The following is a 24,651-nucleotide window of genomic DNA, read 5'->3' as shown; positions in this document are numbered from 1 at the left end:
GAATCGAGGGAATCACTCCTAACTTATTCACTTTCCGTAGTAAACCCTGGCATTACCATATCCTATATTTCGCAGGTATTTATTCCATTCCTGAGCTTGGAATCGCTCAGGGAAAGGCCCTACTGCTACGTGTGGCCCTCGTGGTTGCGTCCTTTCGAGGACTGCGCCAGATCGTCCTAAATCTTGACTATATGGGCCTAGATTCTGCCTAATTTTTGCTGCGATCGCAGTTAACTCTTGTTGAGTGGTGGGAATGACGACATAATATCTAGAGGCTTGCTTGGGAGAATTTATATTACTGCGATCGCCTACAAAGTCTCTATTACCTGCATCTATTTCCTGTCCGTTAGCGGAGCTGATCCGTACATTAGAAATACCTTGTGACTGTAGCTTTCTGACCAGTTGTTGGGCGTTAGATACTCTGTTAAAAACTCCTGACTGAATTACATTCCGTCCTTGGTAGTAGCGAATGTAAGCACTGGGTTCAATCCGACGGATTGCTTGTAGCGTCTGAAAATCACTACTATCAACGTAAACTGAGTAACGCTCAAAGTTCTGGTTATATTGACTAAACTGTGCAGGTTGAGAGGGCTGAAAGTCCTGCTCAAATTGATTATTTTGTAATGGTTGGGAGGGCTGAAAGTTCTGCTCAAATTGATTGTTTTGTAATGGTTGGGAGGGCTGAAAGTTCTGCTCAAATTGATTGTTTTGTAATGGTTGTAACTGCGGTGATGGCTGTTGACCAAAGGGAATTGGCGGTGGCAGTATTTCACCTGCTTCTTGAGCCAGTAGCACGTTGTTATGGATTTGTGCTTGTGCTGGGGTAGAGTTGGGAATCAGCACTAACCATCCTCCCACTAACAAGGGGAGAAGTCTAATAGTGGGCTTCCAACCCTCAGAACTTCGGTGCAGCATCTGAAATGGGATAAATTGACTTAGCATTCCTCTCGACATAAGTAGTTAGAAAGTAGTCAAAATATTTCTAGGCAATTTCCATCAGGAACTAATTAGTTTACCTTTGTAGCAACTATAGCGCTTCTGGTTTCTATACAATACACTCTGACCTGACTTCCATTTCTTTCTCCTAAAAAGATAAAGGCTTTGAAAAACTGAAGTGCTTTAGTAGCAAGGCTTTGAAGAGTATGTGCTACAATGGTACAACCACGCATATCGTGTCGTGTTTGTATGAAAAAAGTCGTCGTTGGTCTTTCTGGTGGCGTTGACAGTTCCACCGCCGCAGCTATCCTGCACCATCAGGGCTATAAAGTGATTGGTTTGACTCTTTGGCTAATGAAAGGCAAAGGTCAATGTTGCTCTGAAGGTATGATCGACGCGGCTGATATTTGTGAACAGTTGGGCGTTCCCCATCAAGTTGTGGATATTCGGGATCTCTTTCAGACGCATATTGTCGATTACCTGGTGACTGGTTACAGTGCTGGGATCACGCCTTTGCCTTGCTCCCAGTGCAATAAAACGGTAAAGTTTGGGCCAATGGTGCAGTATGCTCGTGAACAATTGGGATGCGATCGCATCGCCACTGGTCATTATGCCCGAATTAGCTTTGACGAAGCAACTGGACGTTACCAATTATTAAGGGCTGTTGACCGCAACAAAGACCAGTCATACTTCCTCTATGATTTGTCTCAAGATTTACTAAAAGCAACTATATTTCCTCTAGGCGAACTAGAAAAAACTGACACGCGCCGCATCGCGACTGAATACGGACTGAAAACTGCTGATAAACCAGAAAGTCAAGACTTATGCTTAGTGGAAAGTAACGGTTCCATGCGGGCATTTCTCGATAAATATTTAGCTCCCAAAACAGGCGATATTGTAGATGTCACAGGCAAAGTTTTGGGACAGCATGATGGTGTCCATCACTACACCATTGGCCAGCGCAAAGGCTTGGGGATTGCTGCTGCTGAACCGTTGTATGTGATTGAATTAGATGCGGAAAATAATAAGGTAGTAGTAGGCGATCGCACCAAGGTAACTCAACCAGAATGCACTGTAAATCGGGTAAATTGGGTTTCTATTGCCGAACCATCCACCCCAATTCATGCCGAAGTGCAAATTCGCTATCGTTCAATGGCTACACCCGTGACGGTGATTCCGTTAGAAAACTCCCGTGTGCGTTTGGTGTTTGATGAACCCCAAATCAGCATCACCCCCGGACAAGCGGCGGTGTGGTACGACGGCGAGAAAGTGTTAGGTGGCGGAATTATTGAACAATTTAGTTGAATGTCACATCGGTTTTGCTAGAAGCCAAAACTGCCTCTTTTTTTAACTTCAGATAAGCAAAAGCTGCACTGAGTTTTGGAGGGGTATTTTTATGTTTAAATTGGATAATAATGCCAGAACAAGAGCCAATCACTGATCCGTTTTTAATACAGCTATTAGAAGGCTATACCTCAGCAGAGGCGGCAGAGATTCAACAATACATGGAGCAATGGGATGCTGCTACCTATACCAGTGTTGCTCAAAGTATCTTAGACCATGCTGCTAGAAAAGGAATTGAACCCTTAAAGTATCTACGCAAAGCTCATAACTTTAATAAAAAAGGAGCTATTCGAGTTCCGAAAACTGGATATAGAGGCGATAGTTCAGCTGTCTATCGTAAAAGCGGGGAGTGTGGGCGATGACTTGGGTCGATTCGTACCGCCTTTTCCTGCACCCTCACAGACATTTGTGCCATTTCCTTAATTTGTCAAAGATGGTGTAGCAGTGCGACGCAAAACTGCTAAATCCTCCTCATCCAGTTCCACTTCAATTCCACTGCGAATCAGTTCAGCAAAATGGTCATTTGGCACCATAATACTTAGGGCATATAAGCGACCCAACCCGGTATTTTCAATAAAATGTATGTCGGTGGGAGGTACTAAAAAGCTGTCCCCCGCCTGAATTGGTACTGCCTTACCATCACAGTGAGCGAGTCCTTCCCCTTTAAGGATGAAAAACATTTCCACCGCCGACTGATGCCGATTCGGGGGTTGCTTCCCGCCCACGTCAAAAATTTCTACACAAACTATAGGGGAGACGTCAGCACTTGCCTTATCGAACACGATCGCTAACCGATTCGTGGCATCGGGACTGATACGATATACCTGGTAGTCTTTGGGAGATTTAATTACTGGAATCATACATTGAGTTCCCTTTATAGTGAGTTCATTATCTCGCTTTCAGTTACCTCTTCTAGGTTGCTCTTACGTCATGATTGCGATCCTCTATCCCAACTGTCCCCTCTGTCAATACCCCCCACCTGAATCCTTACGTATTTTCGTTGGTTTTATATAGACAAAAGGGAAACACTGCCACCAGATCGGGGTGACGCTACTATATCTCCATGATATAAGGCAAACTCGCGGAATTTTGTCTAGTCGGTAATCTTGTGTCCATTACCGGGAGGTTGATTAGGCAACGCTTGAAAGTCCCCAGTAATGTCCAGCCGCTTTAGCCATAGGTTGATGGTGTTGCGACTAATGTTGGATAGAAGACTTGCTTCACTAATCTTCAATCCATTGAGCTTTATGGCTTGGATAACTTTCTGACGCAGGTCGTAACTGTAGGGTTTGGGCATGGAATGAGTGCGATCGCGCGCAAGGAGGATTTGGGACTACTTCCAGTTTATGTCATAACCGCCTTGGCGGTTGCTATACTTATGGAGTCAATGATGACTGAAGCAATTTTAAATGAGCAAGAATTGACTAAGAAAAACATTGTTCAATTGTTAGCACAGTTGACTAACACATATCAAAGTAGTCGCACCGAACGACAAGAAATTGCTATTCAGTTTCCAACAGAAAACGAAGAGTTTTCCCTGTTAGAAGAAATTGAACTTTTAACAGTAAATCTTAGAGGTTATGCTAGTCAATTTCAATCCACAGATCGAATTGTCAATAAAGACCATGCAATTGAGCAATTACAAGCTACGCGAGTTTTAAATGTACCTCAAATTGCGAATTTTTATTTTGGCATTAATGGCAATTTTGAACAGATAAAGAGTTATATTAGAACGTTAGATTACTTGCGTTTACTACTGTTGGAATATTTGCAGTTTCAGAGGGATTAAAATCATTACTGATTAACCTTGGTTTGACTACGAATTTTAGATAAAAGATTTTAGATAAAAGGTTTTTTGGTTCATGCTCCGCCCCGCACTTCTGACAGGGCGCGTAGCTTGCTTCTCCGTAGGAGTACGTGGGCGGAACAAATCCAAAATTCTCAATGTTTATTATTCGGCTTGCCCCATACCCAATCTTACCAGGGTCAATCCAAAATCCAAAATCTAAAATCCAAAATTGTTTGACCCTTTATGCTTGGTGATTCTTTCGCGCACAGCTTGGCGAATGTCTTCCCAATCCTCAGGAGTCATCTCAGTTGTATTCCCAGAATTTAGACCTTCTAAAAGTATCACTTCCAAATGTTCAGCCGCTTGACGCTTTTGGTCTTGGCGCACTAACTCACGGAAATATTCACTAACACTGCTGTAGCCACCAGTCGTCATTTTCTCTTCTATATAAGTTCGGATCGCAACTTCTATCTTATGCCCTTTCAAACTCTTTCAAAGCTTGTACAGTTCCTACTTGCCAAGCTCGTTCAACTGTAGTGGCAATAATTTGAGTTAGAGGTATATTTTGAAAGTTAGGACTGTGAGCATATTCGATATAATGTCCATCCCTGAGTAAATAAATCCTCAGCTTTTTACTATCGTAAATCCATAGTTCTGGAACAGCGATCGCAACGTATGCATCAAGAGTTGTTTTTGATGTCACATCTGTTTCAATTGCCAAATCAGGAGGCGGATCGTTTGGTTCCAGTTTGCAACGACCAATCATTCTTTGGTAATTTTGAATGTAGAAGCAAGCATCTGGTTCTACCCCCGCTATATTTTCCCGCTTGAAGGTGGTTGAACCGAAGGGTTCATAACTTTTCCCTGCAATCTTCAGCAAGATTTTTACAATATCCGAAATTAAGTCCTTTGATTTTTCGTGTTCGGGTAGAGGAACCATAATTTCTAAAGTAGACTTGCTGTAAGCAACTCGTAGCGATCGCTTTTCCCCCAGTTCTTGCAAAATAGACTCAAATTCCTCCCAACTGATATCCTGGATATTCACTGTACTACCAGGTGCTAGCCGCATTTGGCTAACAGGTTTAACAACGGGGGATACAGCAGTCATATGCATTTTCCTTATAAAGGAACTATTCTGAAACTAGAGACTGGATTAAGCTTTAGCCTAACCGAATCAGATAGGTTGGAGGCTAATTGCAAAAATTTTCTTCCATTACCTAAACTATTTTAGGACTTACGCACACTCTACGAATTCTCGGCGCTCTTGGCGTCTTCTCTACGAGACGCTGCGCGTTGGCGTCAGCCTCTCGTAGAGAAGGCGGTTCGATAAATTAAGCTTTTTAGCAATTTTTGCGTAAGTCCTATATTTTTCTCTACGTACCAGCATTTGATAAGTTAGTACATAATCTGAAACAATAACAGTAAAAGCAGAGAGGGGATCTACGTTGAGTCACAATCCAGATGCTATAGCCCCCCACGGTGGACAGTTGGTTAACCAAATCGCCACACCAGAACAAAGAGCAGAGTTTCTCTCAAAAGCTGACTTTTTGCCGCGAGTGCAACTTGACGATCGCGCCGTTTCTGATCTAGAAATGATTGCGATCGGTGCTTTTAGTCCACTGACGGGTTTTATGAACCAGGAAGACTACGATCGCACTGTTACAGAAATGCGACTAGCTAACGGTCTTGTTTGGTCAATCCCGATTACACTATCAGTAAGCGAAGAAGTCGCTTCTCGCCTGAAAGAAGGCGACTTGCTCCGTCTAGATAACCCCGCCGGTCGGTTTATCGGGGTTTTGCAACTCACGCAAAAATACCACTACGACAAAACCCGCGAAGCAATAAAGGTCTACCGCACTGATGATGCCAATCATCCAGGTGTACAGGTACTCTATAACCAAGGTTTAATACATCTGGCTGGCGATATTTGGCTACTGCAACGCGAACCTCATCCCCAGTTTCCCACCTATCAAATTGATCCGGCTGCCTCGCGGCAAATGTTTCGAGAAAATGGCTGGAAAACCATTGTTGGTTTCCAAACTCGCAACCCCATTCATCGCGCTCATGAATATATCCAAAAGTGCGCGTTGGAAACAGTAGATGCACTCTTTTTGCACCCATTGGTAGGGGCTACAAAAGATGATGACATTGCCGCCGACGTGCGAATGCGCTGCTATGAAATTTTGCTAGAACACTACTACCCTGATGACCGGGTGGTTTTGGCAATTAATCCAGCCGCAATGCGCTATGCTGGGCCTCGTGAGGCAATATTCCATGCTTTAGTCCGCAAAAACTACGGCTGTACTCACTTTATCGTCGGACGGGATCATGCTGGCGTCGGTGACTATTACGGCACTTACGATGCTCAATACATTTTTGACGAGTTTGAGCCAAGTGAATTGGGCATTGTGCCGATGAAATTTGAACACGCTTTCTACTGCCTGCGTACTAAGCAGATGGCAACATCTAAAACCAGTCCCAGCAAGCCAGAGGAACGCATTCATTTATCGGGGACAAAAGTTCGGGAAATGCTGCGGCGCGGTGAGTTACCTCCACCAGAATTTTCCCGTCCAGAGGTGGCGGCAGAGTTGGCACGGGCAATGCGGATAGAAGTACCTGTCTAGGGCATTGGGCATTGGGCATTGGGTATTGGGCATTAATTATTCTTTCTCACTCTGTTCCCTGATCTTCCTCATCTCCCCCACTACCCACACTTTGATCAACAAGCAAACAGCATAAACTGTAACTCCTGTAAGCTGCTAGCTGATGGGCTGAGGGCTGATAGCTAATTATGAAACGGCGCACGTTTTTACACAGAATTGGCTCAATACTCGCGGTATTGGGGGTAACTGAAGCTGAGTGGTTGACATTGGGAAATCGCTATTATCAGGCTTTGGCACAACCCAGTCCGCGCAAGTTGGCTTTATTAATAGGTATCAACCAATACCCAAAAACTCCAGACCTCAGTGGTTGTCTGACGGATGTAGAACTGCAAAAAGAACTTTTGATTCACCGCTTTGGCTTCCAAGGGTCAGATATTTTAACCTTAACTGAGGAAGAAGCTAGCAGGGAATTCATTGAGGCGGCTTTTTTGGATCACTTGGGCAAGCAAGCTAAACCCGGTGATCTGGTCGTATTTCACTTTAGCGGCTATGGTAGCCGTGTCAAATTGGAAACATCGCTAGATCCAATGCAAAATGCTCTGGTGGCAGCCAATGTAAGTAAAAATTCACAAGATGATAAAATAGTCAACTATATATTAGAAGAAACTCTACTGCTATTATTGCGATCGCTCCCCACAGACCGAGTAACAGCAGTATTAGATACTAGCTTTTATGCTCCTAGCACAGTATTAGGATTAAAAATTCGCACCCTTGAGGAGTCACTAGGAAAGTTAGCAGCAGAGGAACTCGACTTTCTCAAAAAACTTAAAACTCAAAACTTACCCAGCACTCCGATTGTTTTAGCAGCTACCTCAGAACCAAAGCAGCCAGCGAGAGAAGGACTTTTTTCTGGTTTTAGTGCCGGGTTATTTACCTACGCCTTAACGCAGTATTTGTGGGAATTCACCCCAGCCACCACAATTCAAGTCGCCCTCTCTCATGTGGAAAATTCTCTATCCAAATTGGGTAGTAAACAGCAACCAACGTTATTAAGTAATCAGAAAAATCCAGATGTAACGTCTCTACTACCAGACGGTATCATCGGTGCCCAAGGCGCGGTGAGTGCCATTGAAGAAGACGGCAAAACCGTGCATCTGTGGTTAGCAGGATTACCTCCACAAGTGCTGCTATACTACGGAGTGAATTCTCGATTCACCCTAGAAACAACAGAGCAATTAATATTGCGATCGCGGACTGGGTTAACTGCAAAAGCCCAAATTTATAAAATTGAAGGTGCAAATTCCCTCAAAGTCGGGCAACTCGTCCAAGAAGCAGTCCGGGTTTTACCCCGAAATATTAATTTAACAATAGCTTTGGATACTGGATTGGAAAGAATTGAGCGGGTAGACGCTACAAGTGCCTTTGCTGGATTTTCCCATGTATCCACCGTAGTAGCAGGAGAAAAACCCGCTGATTATCTATTTGCCAAGCAACAGGAAATTCCCAGTCATTATGGTCTATTTTCTATTGGTGGCGAACTAATTACCAATACCACTGGGGAAGTAGGAGAAGCAGTAAAGTTAACAGTACAAAAGTTAGCGCCAAAATTATCAACCCTGCTTGCAGCCAAGTTATGGCGACTTACAGAAAATCAAGGTTCTTCCCGCTTGCCTATCAAGGCAACCTTAGAAATAATTAATGAGATATCGCCTCGCCTCGTCATGCAGCGCCAAACAGCACGAACTTTCAAAACTGAAACTTCGATTAAAAAATCAGTACAGACGCGATTAATCGCGTCTCTCCCTCCGATTGTGCCTATCGGTAGTCGAATGCAATATCGAGTGGAAAACCAGAGCGATCGCTCGGTATATTTAATCTTGCTGGGATTGAACAATAATCATACAGCAATTGCCTTCTATTCTTGGGACCCCCAAGAACCAAACACAGCAGATACCAAACCCCTCCTCCAACAAGTCGTTATCGCCTCAGGTGAAACCATTACCCTACCCCAAACTAATGCTGCTTCCGAATGGGTGATTTCAGGACTAGCTTCTGAGTGCGAACAACAATTGATTTTTAGTACTGCCCCCTTTAGTGCAACTCTCGCCGCCTTGAACACTACTAAATATTCCACAGCCGAAGAACAACCGATTGGTCCATTGTTGAATCCATTAGACGTTGCACAAGCCTTGCTACAAGACTTACATAATGCCAGCACCCTCAAAACGGAGATGAACGGCACAGCAGCCGACTCATATATCTTGGATGTAAATAATTGGGCAAGTTTTAGCTTTAGTTTTCAGGTTGTATAAACATGGAATTCATTAACTTAGTTGTGTATATAACAATTCACTTAAAAAATTGCAACGATATGATCAGGCGATCGTTTCTTATGATAGAGTCTTAAAACTTCAGCCTGAATCTGATTAGGCTTGGGATCAATCAATTTTAGATTTTGGATTTTAGATTTTAGATTTTAGATTGATGGGTTAAGCAAGTAGAAAGTTTACCTGAGTACAAAGAAGACGCGATCATTGATCATGATTAGGAAGAAAAGGTTGATAATATATTTCGTTCTCCAATCGGCGTTTGAGGAACAAAACCCAACCTAAACAGGCATTTGTTGAGTTTTACTTCGTTCAACCCAACCTACAATTATCCTTAACTGAACTATATTGATGTAGAGATGCAAAATTGCACTTAATACCACCACCCTTTCGTGTATTTACATGGTTCATCTGCCATCATCAAATATCTATAACTTTTGATTATTAAGCTTTTTAAATAATTCATTCGCTAGACGGAGGTAAATAAGTAGTTAAATATCTACTTTATTTATTAGGAGATGGCAAGGAAATTTTTGAGGAAAAATATAATGGTTCTTTACAAATTAGCAGATTTTGAGCCTAACTATCGGGATAGCTTTGAAGGTCAGGATATTAATGGGCTTGGGGTTTATACACAAGGAAGCGATGAAAAAATTGGTAGTGTTACCGATGTTTTAGTGGATGAGGAAGGTCATTTCCGCTATTTAGTGGTTGACTTAGGCTTCTGGATTTTTGGTAAAAAAGTGTTATTACCAATTGGTCGTGCCCGGATCGACTATAACGTTGATCGCGTCTACACAATTGGCTTGAATAGACAGCAAGCAGAAAGTTTACCTGAGTTCAATGAACGCCAAACCCTTGATTATGACTATGAAGAACAGGTGCGTGGGGTATATCGCCAACCCACAGACTACACCCCTCCTGTAGAGGCTTCAACACCTGTAGATGCTTTAGCACCATTGGATACACCGACACTGACACCAACACCGACGCCTACGCCCACTTACACCCGTGATGACTATACTTACGAACGTGAGCCTTCTTTGTTTGGGTTAAATGAGCAAGAGAATCAAACTCTGAAATTGTATGAAGAACGGCTGATTGCCAGTAAACGACGCCAAAAAACTGGAGAAGTATCGATTGGTAAGCGTGTTGAGACTGATACTGCACGGATTGCAGTCCCAATAGAAAGAGAGCGAGTTGTGATTGAGCGTGTAACTCCAGCAGATGCAGGTACTGCTGTTTCTGGGCGCGAAGCAGATTTCCGTGAAGGCGAAGTTGCTCGCATAGAACTCCACGAAGAAACTGCTGATGTTCGCAAAGAAGCATTTTTGCGTGAAGAAGTCAGAGTTAAAAAAGTGGTAGATCAAGATACAGTTGAAACTCAAGAAACTGTGCGTCGTGAAGAGTTAGATGTGAATTCTGGTAATCTTCCGATTGAAGAACGCTAACTAAAATATAGTCATTAGTTACTAGCTAATGACTAATAATTAATTCGCCACAGTGCAGGTGGGGCTGTTGAAATAGCTTTACCTGTGCTTATAATAGCTGCGAATGAGTACTACATTTAATTTAGCTAACTAAAAGCAGTTCATAAACTTTGCATATGAATAGCCAACCGATGACCAAAAACATTGGACAGGCAAACTCGAACTCTCGCACTAGCAGCTCACTAGCAGATTTGAAAAATAAGGTAAATAATTTTGCTGTCATCGATAAGCAAGGTCAGCTAGTAGGAGTAGTTCATGATTTAATTGTGGATGCTAATCGTCGGCTAAACTTAGTTATATCTAACCAGGCGAATCAACAAACTGGAGAATATAATCAGCAATTAGCCGATAAACGTCCTTCTTTCTTTCGATTGCAGAGCCAGAGAATCAAAAAAATCGACAAGCCGAGTAAATCTGTTTTCATAGACTTAAACAAATCAGAAATCGAGTATATGCCTGAATATTTAGAAACAGAAACACCAGGCGATAGCAACTCAACTGAGCAACTAGCCAATAATCGAATTACAAATAGCCCAGTTGAGGCAACAAATTCAGAAGAGGCTAGCGAAGAACAGATTATTCGTCTATTAGAAGAACGACTAGTTGTTGAAAGCAGCAAGCGGAAAGTTGGTGAGGTAATTGTTCGCAAAGTAATCGAAACCCGGATGGTACAAGTTCCTGTCCGGCGTGAAAAGCTGATTGTGGAACAAATTAGCCCAGAACACAAACAACTCGCAGAAATTGATTTAGGACAAGAGGAAATTGATGGTATTGACTTGACCCAAGTAGAAAGACTTGAAGTTACAAATTTTGACAGCGCTTTAACGGTAAGCGGCGAATTTACTTCGCCTAAAACTGCTAGTTTATTGTTGAATGCGATCGCACTAGAGAAAAATCATGGATGCAAGCTGGTACGAGTGACCATTGCTGTTGAAGATGAGTCACAGCAGAAAAAATATCAGGAGTGGTTTGACCGTTGTTCTAAAAGTCAATCAATAAAGCCAGAAAAATAAGTTTTTAGAAGACCAATTAGTAGGGTGGGCATTGCACACCCTATTTTTTTGCTGATTTAAGAAAAGAAAGTTGAAATTTCTGTTCTCTTTCGGGTAAGTGGAATGTCTCCAAAGCAACTTAATTTACAATACTAAGCAGTTGCCGTTCTTTTGGCTACTTGCAATGAAATTTCGACTCAAAAGACTTTCACGGAAGAAACGAGAGCGTCTGATCCCACCGATTCAGATTCAAGTTCGAGATGGAAAATTTGAGATTATGGGTATGGGTATATGGTATTCCTACTGGCGCGATCCCTACCATCTGCTGCTAACGATTCCCTGGATTGGCTTTCTGATCCTGATTAGTGCTTTTTATCTAACTATTAATACTCTATTTGCTCTAGCTTACTTGATAGGAGGAGATTGTATTGCCAACGCCCGACCTGGCTCTTTTTTAGATGTGTTTTTCTTTAGTGTGCAAACCCTAGCATCCATCGGCTATGGGGCAATGTATCCTAAAACAACTTACGCCAACATTATTGTCACGATTGAAGCAATGATCGGTTTGGTGGGAATTGCTGTGATGACGGGATTAGCGTTTGCTCGGTTCTCCCGACCCACAGCCCGTGTGCTTTTTAGCCGTGTTGCTGTAATTACACCTCATGAGGCGATGCCAACTCTGATATTTCGCACCGCTAATAAGCGTCGCAATACAATTTTGGAGGCGCAGATGCGAGTCTACTTAATGCGCGACGAAGTAACCATAGAAGGGCAGTTCATGCGTCGGTTCTACGATCTCAAACTGCTGAGGAACCAAACACCTAGCTTCACGTTAAGCTGGTCGGTGATGCATGTCATTGATGAGTTTAGTCCTCTATATGGGATGACATCAGAATCGTTAACCCAGACAAATACTATGCTGATCATCTCTTTGAGTGGCATTGATGAAACCGTTGCACAAGTGGTTAATGCCCGTCATAGCTATGGTGCTAATGAGATTTTGTGGAACAATCAATTTGTCGATATCTTCCACCACTCACCCGATGGACATCGCTACATTGATTACAACCGCTTCCACGATGTTTTACCTTTAGAGTGAAGGGGGTTAAATTCCTGAAATTTACTCCAAAGTCTGATTGAGTGCTGGTTGTAAGGGTTTAACGACAACCCGACCATTTTCAATTACAGTGCAACTTTTAACCACGCTCTTGCTGTGGTTAACTGGTACATCCTGGTACTGGCTTTGGTGGGAGATATTTTGCTTCTGTTGTTGATTGAGGACGACAACACAACAGGCGCAGGAGGAGGAGGACATATAAAATATTTTGATCTCTATATCTATTATCGCCCTACTGGTGCTGTTTAGCTGAAAAATTTGCCACCCATGTGTTTTGATAACTCAGGATAATAAACAAACTAGCTGTGTGCCCCTAGCACCCCGAAATTTAATTCAATGCCGGTTTAAAGCGTATGTGTGAAACTATAGTTAGTAAGTACTTGCTTTCTTGTGCTTGTAGCCTGTTTGATATATCTAAACCAAGTAAACAGGAAAGCGGTTATAGATCCCGCCCCGCTTTCCTCCCTGCCCAAACAAGTTTGGCAGAGTTAGACGGTGGGTTTTTCTAATGAAAAAATTTTTCAGATACCTGGGTTTCGGTTTGCTATCTACGTTTTTGACTGCTACTCCCGGATTGGGAGCTGAACGCATTAGCTTTTTTTATCCTCCCTTCGGGGAATTTTACTTGTCCGTGGACTCGCTGGAAACTTTTGCGAAAGTTGGCAAAATCGATCAAGATTTTTCATTTTATGCTAACCGTGCTACTCCCCAACAACTCGCTCAACTGCGGGATCTGCTCCAGCAACGGTTCAATGTCACTCCTACACTAGTATCTCAAGTTACTTACTCACCGATAGGCGAGGAGTTGGTGCAACAACTGGGAAAATTACTCCTCACTGAGTCTCGACAGAACGGCTTTTATGCCATACGTGCCTCTTTGATTTTGTCTGCTGCCGATAAAGAGGGCTTAACAGTTGTGAATTTACTGCGGAAATTTCCTAGCAATACTATCCGGGTGAATTTTTCAGAGGGGTTAAGGATAGTCGATGACTTGTCGCAATTGATCAAAAAAAAGGATGAAGTTTTTGCCTCTCTTCAAAAAGAAGCGATCGCTGAGGCAGCCAATTCAACAATTGACTTCTCAAAACAGCCAGATTTGCGATCGCCTGGAAAATACAGTTGGCAGAAAAAAAGCCTAGAGCTAAATGACATTTCTCGCAATCGCCGTCTACCCGTGGATATCTATCTGCCAAAAGCAGGTTCACCAAGCACTAAAGAACTGCCCTCGCCTCCCTTTCCCCTAATTGTAATTTCTCATGGACTGGCCTCAGACCGCTCTACTTTTGTTTATCTGGCTGAACATCTAACATCCTATGGTTTTGCCGTTGCTGTACTGGAACACCCTGGTAGTAATGCCAAACGCTTTCAGCTATACTTTGCGGGTTTGGCAGGGCCGCCAGACGCAGCAGAATTTATCAACCGACCTTTGGATATCAAATATCTACTTAATGAACTTCAGCGTCTAGACAAATCTGATCCTACTCTCCAGGGAAAACTCAATTTTCAGCAAATTGGGGCGATCGGTCAGTCCTTTGGTGGTTATACTGTTTTGACTCTAGCAGGAGCAAATATTAACTTTAGGCAACTAAAGCTAGACTGTAATCCCAATAATTCATCCTTAAATTTGTCGCTCTTTTTGCAGTGTCAAGCAACTAAGTTACCACCAATAAATTACGAACTCAAAGACGATCGCATCAAGGTTGTCATGGCGATTAATCCGTTTGACAGCTCAATTTTGGGTGAGGGTGGAGTGAGTCAAATTAAAATTCCGGTAATGCTAGTAGCAGGTAGTCAAGATATTTTCGCCCCACCTGTATTTGAGCAAATTCGCCCCTTCACCTGGCTTTCTGACTCCAATAAGTACCTGGCTTTGATTGAAAACGCCACCCACTTTTCGGCGATCGGAGAATCTAAAGATGATGTGTTACCTGTACCGTCTACCTTACTGGGTCCCGATCGCGTTGCTGTTTATTCCTATCTCGATGCCCTGAGTGTAGCTTTTATGGAAACCCATCTCCTCAATCGCCCTGAATACCGATCCTATTTGCAACCATCTTACGCCACATTTATCAGTAAAGAGCCTCTGAATCTCAGTATTTTACAGTCCTTGTCGGCAGATCAGTTAAATCAAATTTGGAAGGGGCCAACTGCCCAGTCAGCCAAACCATCAAATCTTCAACCTACTCCTACCCACCCTTAGTTAAGTAGTCGGACGGAATCAATTACATCAATAAACCTATTGCGAATGTAGCGTCTCTTTGCTACGCAACACTACCGCGAACGAGAGGCAATTCTTAGAGACGCTGCGCGTAGCTTGCTTCCCCGTAGGGGTACGCCAACGTTGGCAATGACGGTAAATATAGCGGTTCTCAATTGAATAGAATACAGACCTAACCCCCAACCCCTTCCCTGCAAGGGAAAGGGAGTAAGCCTCAAAGCCTCTCTCCTTTTAGGAGAGAGGTCAAAGTGTATTGCATCCAAACGAGAAACGCTATATTTTTGTCCATCTACTTATAGTGGTTCTCGATGGCATGGAATACAGGAAGCTACAAATCTGTTAGCAGCCTTGCTTTTCTCAGAATAAATGTCAGTACGGTTTCTTTTTTGAAAATGATAAGTCTAGCAACAGCAGCTTTGAAAGCTTGTTCTTTTTCCTTAATTTGGAGAATGGCGATCGCCCCCATATTTCCTAGCTGCTGATATCAGTTCATTTCCTCCCTAGCAAATTCAGCAGCGGCTTCTGCTTTTTGCACTTCTGTCTGAGTTTATATATTTTTATTTCACCATAGAATAATTGGTTGACCTATCTAGCAAGAGCCGTATAATACTTCTGGCGGTACAAAACTGCTATCTTCAAAAATCATCCATATTCATCACAATCTAAAGCTTAATGAACTTAATGAACAACAGCAAAATGCTTTTTACAGAACTGACTTCTAACGAAGAAGCAAGTATGTCTGGAGGTAAAAAAGCTGACAAGGGTGAAAAACTTAATAAGCAGCCGAAAAATGTGTATTATATCTTTTTCTTTGGAGATATTGCTGGCGCAGGCGGTGGTGCTGCTTCCGGTGGTTCCATTGGCGGTAACTCTGGAGGCGCGACTGGCGGTTCAGGTAACCAATTTATATTCGGTTGATAATTAAAATTTCCAAATCATGCCTGATATGGATTAGCAATGTTTCTTGTTTAATCAAGGTTTTCAAACTTAACAAATTCCGATTGACTGTTGTTTCATAACCACAGTTAATAAACTTTTGTAGCGCTTTTTTCTGAAAATACTGCTTATCTTTGAGTAGTAGAGTAGGGAATAAGCGCTCTTGTATACAGGCATAAAAGTTTGCTATTTTTTTGGTTTTTCTCACAATGTATTGGATTAAATTTTTGAAATCTTTAAATTATTTTTAATTTTCGGCTATTAACACTTGTTTAACTGTTAATTCTAACTGCGAAAAAATTTGAGATTGAATGCGATCGCCTGTCGCATTGCATTGAACTCAGTAGTCATTTAAATTTTTAGCGCTTTGAGTTGTGTATCGATTTGCACTCGTTGTAACTGATTCTGCCGGATATTTTTTTACTTTGCAATTGGGAATTGTCGATCAGTGCGATCGCATCTCCCCTTTTCACAACCTAATTTTCTTTCACCTTGATGCTTGTGATCGTTCCCTGAGTTACTGCTTGCACTAACCGTATTTCTGCGGTTGGACGGACAGGAGCATCAGCTTTCACTATTATGTTGTATTGAATGACACTCGCAAGGCTGAAGGCAGCGCCAACACTTCCAATTTAGAATATCCCTCCCAACCGTGTCCAACTGCTGATTGGCGGAAGATATTCGTTACTTTCGACTAGGCAAAGAAAGTCTGGTTAGGGGTGAATGACCATGAGCGCTAAAAAACATTTTTGTCGTGCAAATAATCTCGCCAAAAAAATCTATCTAGCCTTAGTGTGACGACCAAGATTTAGGGATATCCAAAAAAAAGTTCTCTTCTATTTCAATAGACCTCTTGCAAAAATCCTTGAATCACCCCTCCCCAACCCTCCCCTTATAAAGGGGGCAAGATTTCAAGTTTCCCCCCTTTATAAGGGGGGATAAAGGGGGGTCTATTCTACTTATGCAAGAGGTCTAGTGATATTTTTGGCATAAACTCCCATAATTTTGGTGTTTTCACCCTCTAGAGCAAAAACGACAGCTTTTGCTTTTATAACTGATAAGTGCCTTGCCTGTAAGTAGGTGGGTGGGAAAATTTATAAGTATGTTATTGCGAGTGAAACAGACTGCAACAAAGCAATCACAAGGACTTGGATAGATTTACATTCTGTTATATAGTTAGGTTAATTCGTACCTACCTATTTATGTATTTACTATGTAAATATCAAGGTTATATACGGCTAAGTCTAAATAACAATTAGCGCATTTTAGTACGAACACAAAATCTTTATAATTTTTATCTAAAATTTATCCTTTCTTTATTTATTTATAAAAAATTTGTGTAGTCAATAAAGCTTTTTTCAAATTAATAAATGTTTAAGCAAAATTAAACGTTTTTGTATTAAAAGAAATTATATACATTAAAATAAATGTTGTATAAAATAATTATAAATAAAATATTTTTACGAAAAAATACTTGTTTAAAAAGGCCGAATCCCAGTTTTGGGTTTCAGAAAGTCATTTAAGTATATTTAGTATAAAAAGTTTTATTTGTTTGCTTAATATATCTTTAATTCTGGAAATCCTCGTTTTTTATCAGTATTAATACGTTATCAGCTTAAGTTATATATCTTTAGACAAAATTCAGTTTTTAGATTGCCATATTTATATCAATATATATTGATGCCTAGAATTTTGTGAGAAATAAAAACTTATTTTTAATCGACCATGTATAAATAGTAACTATGTAATATATTTATAAAACAGTGTAATACACATTTCTTAAATATTTAACTGCTTGATCTATTTCGCAATAGGAGTAATAATACTTTTAACGGCAGGAAAAGGTTACTAAATATACACTTTAGGTTTAGATTTAGAACTTTGGAGTGACGTGACTTTAATCCCAATAATCAAGTGAGGACTAAAAACATGCAAAATACACTATTTACCGAACTAAGCGTTAGTGAAGAAGCCAGCCTATCTGGTGGTACTGATCCTAAACCTAAAGATCCTAGTAATAAGGTCAAAATTGGTAAAAAAGCCAAGGTCGGCGTAGGTGGTGGTGCTGTCAGTGGCGGCGTAGCTGGTAGCAACGGCAGTAGTGGATCTGCAACTGGTGGCGATGGTGTATATGACGAGAGTGACAACAGCAAAACCATCATCCCCCCCTTCTTCCCTATTTAGGAGAGTAAGCAAAACTATTAGGTTTCGTAAAAGGGAAATAATAAAGGTAAAGACACGATTAATCGCGTCTTTACAGAGATAAAAGTTTACGTTAAAAACAATTTAACCTGCGTCAACAGGGCAAATTGCTTTTATGTTTGGCTTAATTGCTAATTGACTTAGTCTCAGGAGCAATTAGCTGTCTCCATACGCGTAAAATCTTAACAGACATTTATTATTACCCACCTAGTTTTGTTAACAAACTTAACAAAAACCGATTGATTGTAGTTTCACAGCCACAGTCAATCGGTTTTTGTAGCGCTTTTTAGTAATGTTTTTGCGGATAAAACAGGCGATCGCATTAGATTGGACTCAGTTAAATTTTTATCGCGTTAAGTTGTGCATCAATTTGCGCTCGTTGTAACTGAATTCTGCCGGATATTTCCGAGTATTTGGTTTTTTTTACTTTGCAATTGGGCGTTGTCGATGAGTGCGATCGCATCTCCCTTTCTCACAACCTGATTTTATTTCACCTTGATGCTTGTGACTGTTGCCTCATTTGCTGCTTGCACTAACCATATTTCCCCGGTTGGACGAACGGTAGCATCAGCTTTCACTATTATGTTGTATTGAATAACACTTGCAAGGCTGAAGGCTGCACCAATAGTTCCAATGAAAAATAGTCCTTCCAGCCTTGTCCATATGCTGATTGGCGGAAGATATTCGTTGTTTTGAACTAGGCGGATAAATTTTGGTTGGAAGTCAATGAGCATGAACGCTAAAAAACATTTTGGTTGTGCAAATAATCTCGCCAAAAAATCTTCTAGCTTTAGCTTGATAACCAATACTTAGCCTAAATGTAATGGAAAGCACATTATTTACTACATTAACCCCCAACGAAGAAGCCAATCTATCTGGTGGTATTAAATTAAAGAAGTACAAAGATACGCACAAGACTCACGAGAAGAAGAAGCCTGTTAAAATCTCTATAGTTACACTTACTGGCAGCAATAAGGGAGTTGGTATACAAAATACCGCCGTAGGCTCTGCTAGTATTACTGGGGGTAGTATTACTACGGGTAGTGTTACTGGAGGCTCTATTATGGTGGAGTTGGAGTAGCTGGTGGAGATGGTGCGCCAGCCGTTGAACTATATTAATTTAATTTGTGAAGATTGAAGGCCTTAGATCCCCGACTTCTTAGAGAAGTCGGGGATCTTGTTGTTCATGAATGATTTAAGTTTGCTATATACTAAGCACGTCTCAAGCATTTCTTTGATGAACTCAAAGCTAAAGCCAAACAAATTACTATTTGTCCTAAAGTTTTGGCAGATAAACATACCGTTGTAATTTGCATTAAAGACAATAATTTAACTCTCTTCTATTCTTTTAAAAAATAAAAATCAGAAACCTTTATTTTACATAAATCAGTAAATATACTGAGACAAGTCTGCAAAATAGCCCAAAAAATAAGTGTTGCAACCATAAACAAAAAGGCTATATGTCTTTTTTATTTCTAAGTTATGAGTTAGGTATAACAATTTTACCAAATTGGAGCTAATTGTCAGGAAAGTGAGATATTTGTACTGAGGTATTCATAAAAACTTATTTAATAAAATCTTTTGCATATATATGCTTGTCGTTAAGAAGTATTAAGAAATCCTGATTAAAGAATATTGCAATACCTTGATTTAATTGCTAACGTGTGTATGACAACGATGCTGATGAGCGCTCGGATCTAGGAGAAGTAAAATCTATGAGCTACATGCATTCAGCCAAGTATTTTAGGCTTTGACGGTTTAAAAACGAGAAATTTCTGCCTCGTATAGACAATTATGAGGGATTGCAGATTAACCAAGAAATATCTCGTTGCTAAAGGCTTAGTTTGGGTTTGATTTCAATTGCAATTGATTATTTGTCTTACCTTGTGCCGACAAGCGAGTAGCTGTTGATTGTGTGTATCGGCAATAACGAAGAGTTTGGTAAGACTTAAATTTTGGAGGATAAAACCAATGGATATTCAAGGCAAAGTAGCCCTAATTACAGGGGCTTCCCGTGGTATTGGACGAGCGATCGCTCTGGAACTAGCGCAACAAGGCATTAAGCGGCTGATATTGGTAGCACGCGATCGCCAAAAGTTAGTCGAGATAGCTAACGAAATCGAGGCGATGGGAACAGAAACTGCGATCGTGGCATTAGATTTGACGCAGACAATTGAAGTAAATATCGCTGTTGCTCAACTGTGGCGCAATTACGGACAGATTCACCTGCTGGTTAATTGTGCAGGAGTCGCATACCAAAGTTCGTTTTTGCAATCTAAAATGCCCCAAGTTCAAGAAGAACTCTCTGTGAACTTGTTAGGAATGTACAACCTCACTAGTCTGATCGCTCGACGCATGGCCAGCCAAAGGCAAGGAACAATCGTCAATGTATCGAGTCTGATGGGGAAAGTAGCAGCACCAACTATGGCGACTTACTCAGCTACCAAGTTTGCAATCTTGGGATTTACCCAAGCTTTGCGCCAGGAATTAGCTGAATACAATATCCGAGTCATTGCATTACTGCCTTCCCTGACAGACACAGACATGGTGCGCGACTTAAAATTATTTCGCTGGGTGATCCCCATGACTACCCAGCAAGTGGCTAAAGCACTGATCACCGGAATGCAAAGGGATGCACCAGAAATTTTAGTCGGATGGCAAAGTCATTTAGCTGTATTGTGTCAACGCCTTACTCCTTGGTTGCTAGAGCTAATTTTACGAATAGCAACTCCGCCAGCCCCAAGAAGACAACAGCCTCGTGAAAAACTGAGTTTTTTGGTTAAAATGCAGCGTTTTGGCGATTTGTTACTGTCCAGAAAAACTCAATGTCAGGTCAAGTCACTATAACTATTTATCCCAGCGTTAACACCTTGGATGGTATATCTACCACCAACCGCTGATTTTTGAGCCACTGACGATTAAGTAACACTTTTGAGAGTTCCTGTCCCAGATGGACAGGAACTCTCAAAATCTTCTCCACCAACTCGTATTTTTCCTAAATAAACCGCGTCCACCTTGAAAACTGTAGTTCTTTCCGTATGAAAAGAAAAAACCTTTATCCCCCAGCCCCTTCTCCCAATATTGCCAGAAGCGGAGCCGGAAAAAAGTCCCTCTCCCTACTGGGAGAGAGATTTAGGATGAGGGCAAAAATTACGGTTTTCAACATAGATGAGGTTTAGACATCAAATTCAGATCATTTTTATTTAGGGAATAATTTATTTTCTGGAAGCCCCTAAAGTCGTTTAGTTTTACCCTTTTGCAACAAAGTAACACTCACAGTGCCAAGAAGCGCTAATAAGCTGAAAGTAGAATTAGATTCAGGAACAGACTTGGGATTCTCAATTTTGAGAACTTGTCCAAGTCCAGGGCTATCGCCTCGATTTGCCACATAAATAGCACCATCAGCACCAATAGTCAAACCAGTAGGAGAATCTAGTCCATTGCCATTAAGAATAGTTGTGCGAGTTCCATCGGTCGCTATTTTAATCACAGAACCATCTAGATTACCTTTCCAGAGTGACTGATTAGCGTACTGCAAAGCATACAAATTACCCTCAGGATCAAAAGCTAAGTCAGTAAGTTGGGTAAAGCCATCGGTATAGACTGTTGGTTGACCATCAGAACCAACTCGGTAGATTTTTGCTTTACCTTCGGGAAAAGGAAAACCAGTTAATTGGCTAATATAATAAGCGCCATCTGGGCCTTTGGCGACATTTGTCGGTACTGCTTGGATTTCAAATGGTGATGACGATGCACCAGTGGGAAAAACTGGATTAGTTAATGTCTGCCGAGGAATTGTGGCGATCGCCTTTAAATTACTCCCATCAGTCCCTACACTGAGTAACTCATTAGCACCAGTATCAACTGCAATAATATTATTTCCATCCAAAAGAAGAGAGAAGGGATTGCTAATTAGATCGCCTTGGTCAGGATTATTTGCAAGTTCATAATTAGCTAAATCAGCAACACTAGTCCATGAATTTGTATTGAAATTAGCAGTGATGATTTTTCCTAAGTCAGTCTTACCTAATGTGGCGCGAAATGTGGGATCAGAAGCATACCCAACTGCAATATAAGGCTTGCCACTGGCATCAAATTTTATATCATGAGGCCCAGCAGTATCAGTACCATCTGGTAATGCTAAAGAAGGAAGTCCTGTAAGTACACGTTCTTGCGTACCATTTCCAATTTTTGTCACTGCACCAGTTGTGCCATAACATAAAGATTGACCTGCGGCACTCGGTGAAGGAACACAAGCTCCACTTCCGCCCGTTCCTGCCTCTGTGACGTAGAGACTCCCGTCAGGGCCAAAAGTTAGACCCCGTGGATTATTAAGACCATCGGCAATTACCGAAAACGATGCTGCCTCTGCTGCTTTCATTCCCGAAAAAGCAGCAATACAAACACTCAAAAATGTAATCCCAAATCGCTTTAGTTTCATTAGACCTGTCCTCAAATTAAATTTGCGTAAAGATAGAATATAAAATTTTATCTTTATAAATACTAATGTTTACCTTATATAGTTTCTGCGGATTGTACAGCATAATAAATCATATTCCCGCTCAAAATTTAAAAATCCTATTTTTTCTCTCTAAACTATCATCAACTATGCCAAACCCTTATTGCAACGTTGAATGAAGACATATAGTCAACCTTTAAAACCCTTGTACAGACTGAGTTATAAAATTCTGGACAAGTCTATTTGTTGTAAAATTGGCTAATTAGAGAAGTTTGAGAATTTTTTAATTAGTTAAAACTTATACCAATTCTTTAAAAGAGGGCAACAGATTCAAACCCAGAAACCCAGATTAAATCTGAATTTCTTAATTTTGAGTTGTATCATACCATTTCCAAAAATCTTTGCAACACATGAATCGGCTGTAGGGACGTATAGATAAGTATCTACTTGATGAACTCCAGCGTCTGGAAAAATCTGATCCCACCCTCCAGGGAAAACTCAATTTCAGCAAGTTGAGGCGATTGACTTACTCAGCTACCAAGTTGGCCATCTTAGGATTTACCTAAGCTTTGCGCCAAGAGCCATAGCAGTCCTATCTGATTTCGTTTAAATTCGCGGTGTCCAGATCCCCGACTTTGTAAAAGTTGTCGGGGATCTAACTTTTCACGAATGATTTAGGATTGCTATAGCTGAACACAATATCTGAGGATTGCATTACTGTTTTCCCTGACAGACACAGACATGGTGCGCGACTTAAAATTATTTCGCTGGGTGATCCCCATGACTCCCCAGCAAGTGGCTAAAACACTCGTCACTGCAATACAAAATAATTCAGTATAAATTTTATTCAGATGGTATCATTTAACCGTATGGTGTCAACGCCTTGCTCTTTGGTTGCTAGAGCTAATTTTACGAATAGCAACTCCGCCAGCACCAAGAAAACAACAGCCGAGTCAAAAACTAGTTTTTTGATAAGAATCCATCGTTTCAGTGATTTGTTCTTGTCAAGAATATGATTTTTTGCGTGTCTGCGCGTAATTTCTAAATTTTTTGAGGCTTTTGCGGTCAATTGCCTTTATCTTAACGCACCTTGAATCGTTGATGGTGGGTTGCACTGCGCGACAACGCACCAACGATTTAAATTTATTAACATAGCTTAAAATATTAGCACCGACTTACTTACACTGAACCGTATTATGTTAGAAACTTGTGCCAGGGTAACTCTATTATTAGAGATCAATTGTTTGATTTATTTTTTTGTTTGGAATACTCACAAGAGGTAGTTGTTAATGATTAGTATAATTACACCAGTTTATAATGGGGAGAGATTTATAGAATCTTGTCTTCAAGTTGTTATTGACCAAAAATGTTTAGAAGTTGAGCATATCATTGTAGATGGAGGTTCAAGTGACAAAACAGTAGACATTATTAAGGATAAAGCCAATCAATATCCCCACATCCGCTGGATTAGTGAAAAGGATCGAGGACAATCTGATGCTCTCAATAAAGGAATTTCTATGGCACAAGGAGAGATTATTGGTGTTTTAAATGTTGATGATTTTTATGAAAGAAATGTTCTTAACCGCATCTGTGAAATTTTTCCAACTTTAGCAGAGCCTAGCTTGATTATTGGCAACTGTAATATTTGTAATTTTGAGGGTGAATTAATTTCTATTAATAAAGCTAAACCCTTACGGGCGATTGATTTATTATTAGAAAGGCGAATTAATGACGATGGAATTATCGATGCTTCTTTTCCATTAAATCCGTCTGCTTACTTCTACCACAAATCATTGCATCAGCAAATCGGACTTTATAAAGTAGAAGAGCATTATGCAATGGATGTAGATTTCCTCTTGAGAGCGGTTTCTTCATGTCATGTCAAGTATTTCAATGAAACTTGGGGTAACTATAGATATTATCCAGGAACGAAAACATTTGATGATTCTACAAGAGGAACCAGCATAGTGCGAATTAAACACTTATTTAATGATTATATTAAAACACTATCATTGATGGAGCAATGGCAAATTTGGTTAGCTCGGAACCTGAATTTTATTTTATTAAAAATATTTTATTTTTATAAGTATCCAGAACGATTACCTGAATCGATTAGGCAGAGATTAACTAAATATAGTCGAACCTGATAAAAAGGATTGCAATAAAATTAAAAACTACAATTTTGGACTACTTTGGCTAACAGGGGATCGGGAGCATCCCACTTTTTTGCCTGTCATT

General features: G+C 40.8%; 22 protein-coding genes and 2 pseudogenes. 15 read left to right on the top strand and 9 right to left on the bottom strand.

Annotation, left to right across the window (positions count from 1 at the left end; translation table 11 throughout):
- Positions 1-27: 27 nt before the first annotated feature.
- Positions 28-942, bottom strand: coding sequence for a hypothetical protein (locus V7K46_RS03570; RefSeq protein ID WP_335111104.1), 915 nt, complete (start codon positions 940-942; stop codon positions 28-30).
- A 243-nt stretch (positions 943-1,185) separates the two neighbouring features.
- Between V7K46_RS03570 and mnmA the strand changes: the two genes are divergently transcribed.
- Positions 1,186-2,241 carry a tRNA 2-thiouridine(34) synthase MnmA gene (gene mnmA, locus V7K46_RS03565; protein ID WP_335111102.1) on the top strand — a complete coding sequence of 352 codons (1,056 nt, stop codon included), beginning with the start codon at positions 1,186-1,188 and terminating at the stop codon, positions 2,239-2,241.
- Positions 2,242-2,351: 110 nt separating this feature from the next.
- On the top strand, positions 2,352-2,642 hold the full coding sequence (locus V7K46_RS03560) for a hypothetical protein (protein WP_335111100.1): 291 nt from the start codon (positions 2,352-2,354) through the stop codon (positions 2,640-2,642).
- A gap of 57 nt (positions 2,643-2,699) precedes the next feature.
- On the opposite strand, the gene V7K46_RS03555 is transcribed toward V7K46_RS03560, so the two are convergent.
- Together V7K46_RS03555 and V7K46_RS03550 are read right to left on the bottom strand one after the other, a co-directional pair.
- The gene (locus V7K46_RS03555) at positions 2,700-3,140 is read right to left on the bottom strand and encodes a cupin domain-containing protein (protein ID WP_335111098.1); all 441 of its coding nucleotides are present in this window, start codon (positions 3,138-3,140) and stop codon (positions 2,700-2,702) included.
- Positions 3,141-3,376: 236 nt separating this feature from the next.
- Positions 3,377-3,577 (bottom strand): annotated as a pseudogene (locus V7K46_RS03550) (IS630 transposase-related protein); the annotation flags it as partial.
- Between the two features lie 3 nt (positions 3,578-3,580).
- On the opposite strand from V7K46_RS03550, the gene V7K46_RS03545 reads away from it, so the two are divergent.
- Positions 3,581-4,069, top strand: coding sequence for a hypothetical protein (locus V7K46_RS03545; RefSeq protein WP_335111096.1), 489 nt, complete (start codon positions 3,581-3,583; stop codon positions 4,067-4,069).
- 216 nt (positions 4,070-4,285) lie between these two features.
- Here the strand turns inward: V7K46_RS03545 and V7K46_RS03540 are convergent, their stop codons facing one another.
- Complete coding sequence (locus V7K46_RS03540) at positions 4,286-4,504, bottom strand: ribbon-helix-helix domain-containing protein (protein WP_334725296.1); 219 nt, start codon at positions 4,502-4,504, stop codon at positions 4,286-4,288.
- A gap of 37 nt (positions 4,505-4,541) precedes the next feature.
- The gene (locus tag V7K46_RS03535; protein WP_335111094.1) at positions 4,542-5,177 is read right to left on the bottom strand and encodes a Uma2 family endonuclease; all 636 of its coding nucleotides are present in this window, start codon (positions 5,175-5,177) and stop codon (positions 4,542-4,544) included.
- Between the two features lie 337 nt (positions 5,178-5,514).
- Between V7K46_RS03535 and sat the strand changes: the two genes are divergently transcribed.
- From sat to V7K46_RS03510, 5 genes are all read left to right on the top strand, one after another.
- A complete protein-coding gene (sat, locus tag V7K46_RS03530; protein ID WP_335111092.1) occupies positions 5,515-6,693 on the top strand; it encodes a sulfate adenylyltransferase in 1,179 nt (392 codons plus the stop codon).
- Between the two features lie 167 nt (positions 6,694-6,860).
- Entirely contained in the window at positions 6,861-8,984 is a 2,124-nt protein-coding gene (locus V7K46_RS03525) for a caspase family protein (RefSeq protein ID WP_335111090.1), read from the top strand.
- 563 nt (positions 8,985-9,547) lie between these two features.
- The gene (locus V7K46_RS03520) at positions 9,548-10,450 is read left to right on the top strand and encodes a DUF2382 domain-containing protein (RefSeq protein WP_335111088.1); all 903 of its coding nucleotides are present in this window, start codon (positions 9,548-9,550) and stop codon (positions 10,448-10,450) included.
- A 170-nt stretch (positions 10,451-10,620) separates the two neighbouring features.
- The gene (locus V7K46_RS03515) at positions 10,621-11,502 is read left to right on the top strand and encodes a YsnF/AvaK domain-containing protein (protein ID WP_335111085.1); all 882 of its coding nucleotides are present in this window, start codon (positions 10,621-10,623) and stop codon (positions 11,500-11,502) included.
- 163 nt (positions 11,503-11,665) lie between these two features.
- Positions 11,666-12,580: an ion channel gene (locus tag V7K46_RS03510; RefSeq protein WP_335111083.1), complete on the top strand. Its 915-nt coding sequence runs from the start codon at positions 11,666-11,668 to the stop codon at positions 12,578-12,580.
- A 21-nt stretch (positions 12,581-12,601) separates the two neighbouring features.
- Here the strand turns inward: V7K46_RS03510 and V7K46_RS03505 are convergent, their stop codons facing one another.
- Positions 12,602-12,796 carry a hypothetical protein gene (locus V7K46_RS03505; RefSeq protein WP_335111081.1) on the bottom strand — a complete coding sequence of 65 codons (195 nt, stop codon included), beginning with the start codon at positions 12,794-12,796 and terminating at the stop codon, positions 12,602-12,604.
- Positions 12,797-13,106: 310 nt separating this feature from the next.
- Between V7K46_RS03505 and V7K46_RS03500 the strand changes: the two genes are divergently transcribed.
- Complete coding sequence (locus V7K46_RS03500; protein WP_335111079.1) at positions 13,107-14,798, top strand: alpha/beta hydrolase; 1,692 nt, start codon at positions 13,107-13,109, stop codon at positions 14,796-14,798.
- Positions 14,799-15,144: 346 nt separating this feature from the next.
- Here the strand turns inward: V7K46_RS03500 and V7K46_RS03495 are convergent, their stop codons facing one another.
- Positions 15,145-15,282, bottom strand: coding sequence for a hypothetical protein (locus V7K46_RS03495; RefSeq protein WP_335111077.1), 138 nt, complete (start codon positions 15,280-15,282; stop codon positions 15,145-15,147).
- Positions 15,283-15,512: 230 nt separating this feature from the next.
- On the opposite strand from V7K46_RS03495, the gene V7K46_RS03490 reads away from it, so the two are divergent.
- Complete coding sequence (locus V7K46_RS03490) at positions 15,513-15,734, top strand: hypothetical protein (protein WP_335111075.1); 222 nt, start codon at positions 15,513-15,515, stop codon at positions 15,732-15,734.
- 1,947 nt (positions 15,735-17,681) lie between these two features.
- On the top strand, positions 17,682-17,936 hold the full coding sequence (locus V7K46_RS03485) for a hypothetical protein (protein WP_335111073.1): 255 nt from the start codon (positions 17,682-17,684) through the stop codon (positions 17,934-17,936).
- A 503-nt stretch (positions 17,937-18,439) separates the two neighbouring features.
- Here the strand turns inward: V7K46_RS03485 and V7K46_RS03475 are convergent.
- Positions 18,440-18,730 (bottom strand): hypothetical protein, encoded by a 291-nt coding sequence (locus V7K46_RS03475; RefSeq protein WP_335111069.1) that lies wholly within the window; start codon positions 18,728-18,730, stop codon positions 18,440-18,442.
- A 47-nt stretch (positions 18,731-18,777) separates the two neighbouring features.
- Between V7K46_RS03475 and V7K46_RS03470 the strand changes: the two genes are divergently transcribed.
- Together V7K46_RS03470 and V7K46_RS03465 are read left to right on the top strand one after the other, a co-directional pair.
- Positions 18,778-19,035, top strand: a complete 258-nt coding sequence (locus tag V7K46_RS03470; RefSeq protein WP_335111067.1) for a hypothetical protein — start codon at positions 18,778-18,780, stop codon at positions 19,033-19,035.
- Positions 19,036-19,925: 890 nt separating this feature from the next.
- Complete coding sequence (locus V7K46_RS03465) at positions 19,926-20,801, top strand: SDR family NAD(P)-dependent oxidoreductase (RefSeq protein ID WP_335111065.1); 876 nt, start codon at positions 19,926-19,928, stop codon at positions 20,799-20,801.
- Positions 20,802-21,186: 385 nt separating this feature from the next.
- On the opposite strand, the gene V7K46_RS03460 is transcribed toward V7K46_RS03465, so the two are convergent.
- Complete coding sequence (locus V7K46_RS03460; protein WP_335111063.1) at positions 21,187-22,395, bottom strand: ScyD/ScyE family protein; 1,209 nt, start codon at positions 22,393-22,395, stop codon at positions 21,187-21,189.
- Positions 22,396-23,121: 726 nt separating this feature from the next.
- Between V7K46_RS03460 and V7K46_RS03455 the strand changes: the two are divergent.
- Both V7K46_RS03455 and V7K46_RS03450 read left to right on the top strand, forming a co-directional pair.
- A pseudogene (locus V7K46_RS03455) lies at positions 23,122-23,429 on the top strand (SDR family NAD(P)-dependent oxidoreductase); the annotation flags it as partial.
- Between the two features lie 273 nt (positions 23,430-23,702).
- Entirely contained in the window at positions 23,703-24,560 is an 858-nt protein-coding gene (locus V7K46_RS03450) for a glycosyltransferase family 2 protein (protein ID WP_335111061.1), read from the top strand.
- Positions 24,561-24,651: the final 91 nt, after the last annotated feature.

Source organism: Nostoc sp. (genome assembly GCF_036917395.1).
Classification (GTDB): domain Bacteria; phylum Cyanobacteriota; class Cyanobacteriia; order Cyanobacteriales; family Nostocaceae; genus Nostoc.
This window is presented reverse-complemented; position numbering and strand designations above follow the sequence as displayed.

Bases quoted from the DNA above. Each gene is read 5' to 3' on its own strand.
- V7K46_RS03535 (WP_335111094.1), bottom strand. From the start codon at position 5,177: ATGACTGCTGTATCCCCCGTTGTTAAACCTGTTAGCCAAATGCGGCTA.
- V7K46_RS03510 (WP_335111083.1), top strand. From the start codon at position 11,666: ATGAAATTTCGACTCAAAAGACTTTCACGGAAGAAACGAGAGCGTCTG.
- mnmA (WP_335111102.1), top strand. From the start codon at position 1,186: ATGAAAAAAGTCGTCGTTGGTCTTTCTGGTGGCGTTGACAGTTCCACC.
- V7K46_RS03470 (WP_335111067.1), top strand. From the start codon at position 18,778: ATGGAAAGCACATTATTTACTACATTAACCCCCAACGAAGAAGCCAAT.
- V7K46_RS03505 (WP_335111081.1), bottom strand. From the start codon at position 12,796: ATGTCCTCCTCCTCCTGCGCCTGTTGTGTTGTCGTCCTCAATCAACAA.
- V7K46_RS03515 (WP_335111085.1), top strand. From the start codon at position 10,621: ATGACCAAAAACATTGGACAGGCAAACTCGAACTCTCGCACTAGCAGC.
- V7K46_RS03525 (WP_335111090.1), top strand. From the start codon at position 6,861: ATGAAACGGCGCACGTTTTTACACAGAATTGGCTCAATACTCGCGGTA.
- V7K46_RS03450 (WP_335111061.1), top strand. From the start codon at position 23,703: ATGATTAGTATAATTACACCAGTTTATAATGGGGAGAGATTTATAGAA.
- V7K46_RS03485 (WP_335111073.1), top strand. From the start codon at position 17,682: ATGCAAAATACACTATTTACCGAACTAAGCGTTAGTGAAGAAGCCAGC.
- V7K46_RS03570 (WP_335111104.1), bottom strand. From the start codon at position 942: ATGCTAAGTCAATTTATCCCATTTCAGATGCTGCACCGAAGTTCTGAG.
- V7K46_RS03495 (WP_335111077.1), bottom strand. From the start codon at position 15,282: ATGGGGGCGATCGCCATTCTCCAAATTAAGGAAAAAGAACAAGCTTTC.
- V7K46_RS03540 (WP_334725296.1), bottom strand. From the start codon at position 4,504: ATGACGACTGGTGGCTACAGCAGTGTTAGTGAATATTTCCGTGAGTTA.
- V7K46_RS03555 (WP_335111098.1), bottom strand. From the start codon at position 3,140: ATGATTCCAGTAATTAAATCTCCCAAAGACTACCAGGTATATCGTATC.
- V7K46_RS03545 (WP_335111096.1), top strand. From the start codon at position 3,581: ATGAGTGCGATCGCGCGCAAGGAGGATTTGGGACTACTTCCAGTTTAT.
- V7K46_RS03500 (WP_335111079.1), top strand. From the start codon at position 13,107: ATGAAAAAATTTTTCAGATACCTGGGTTTCGGTTTGCTATCTACGTTT.
- V7K46_RS03490 (WP_335111075.1), top strand. From the start codon at position 15,513: ATGCTTTTTACAGAACTGACTTCTAACGAAGAAGCAAGTATGTCTGGA.
- V7K46_RS03560 (WP_335111100.1), top strand. From the start codon at position 2,352: ATGCCAGAACAAGAGCCAATCACTGATCCGTTTTTAATACAGCTATTA.
- V7K46_RS03465 (WP_335111065.1), top strand. From the start codon at position 19,926: ATGGATATTCAAGGCAAAGTAGCCCTAATTACAGGGGCTTCCCGTGGT.
- V7K46_RS03520 (WP_335111088.1), top strand. From the start codon at position 9,548: ATGGTTCTTTACAAATTAGCAGATTTTGAGCCTAACTATCGGGATAGC.
- V7K46_RS03460 (WP_335111063.1), bottom strand. From the start codon at position 22,395: ATGAAACTAAAGCGATTTGGGATTACATTTTTGAGTGTTTGTATTGCT.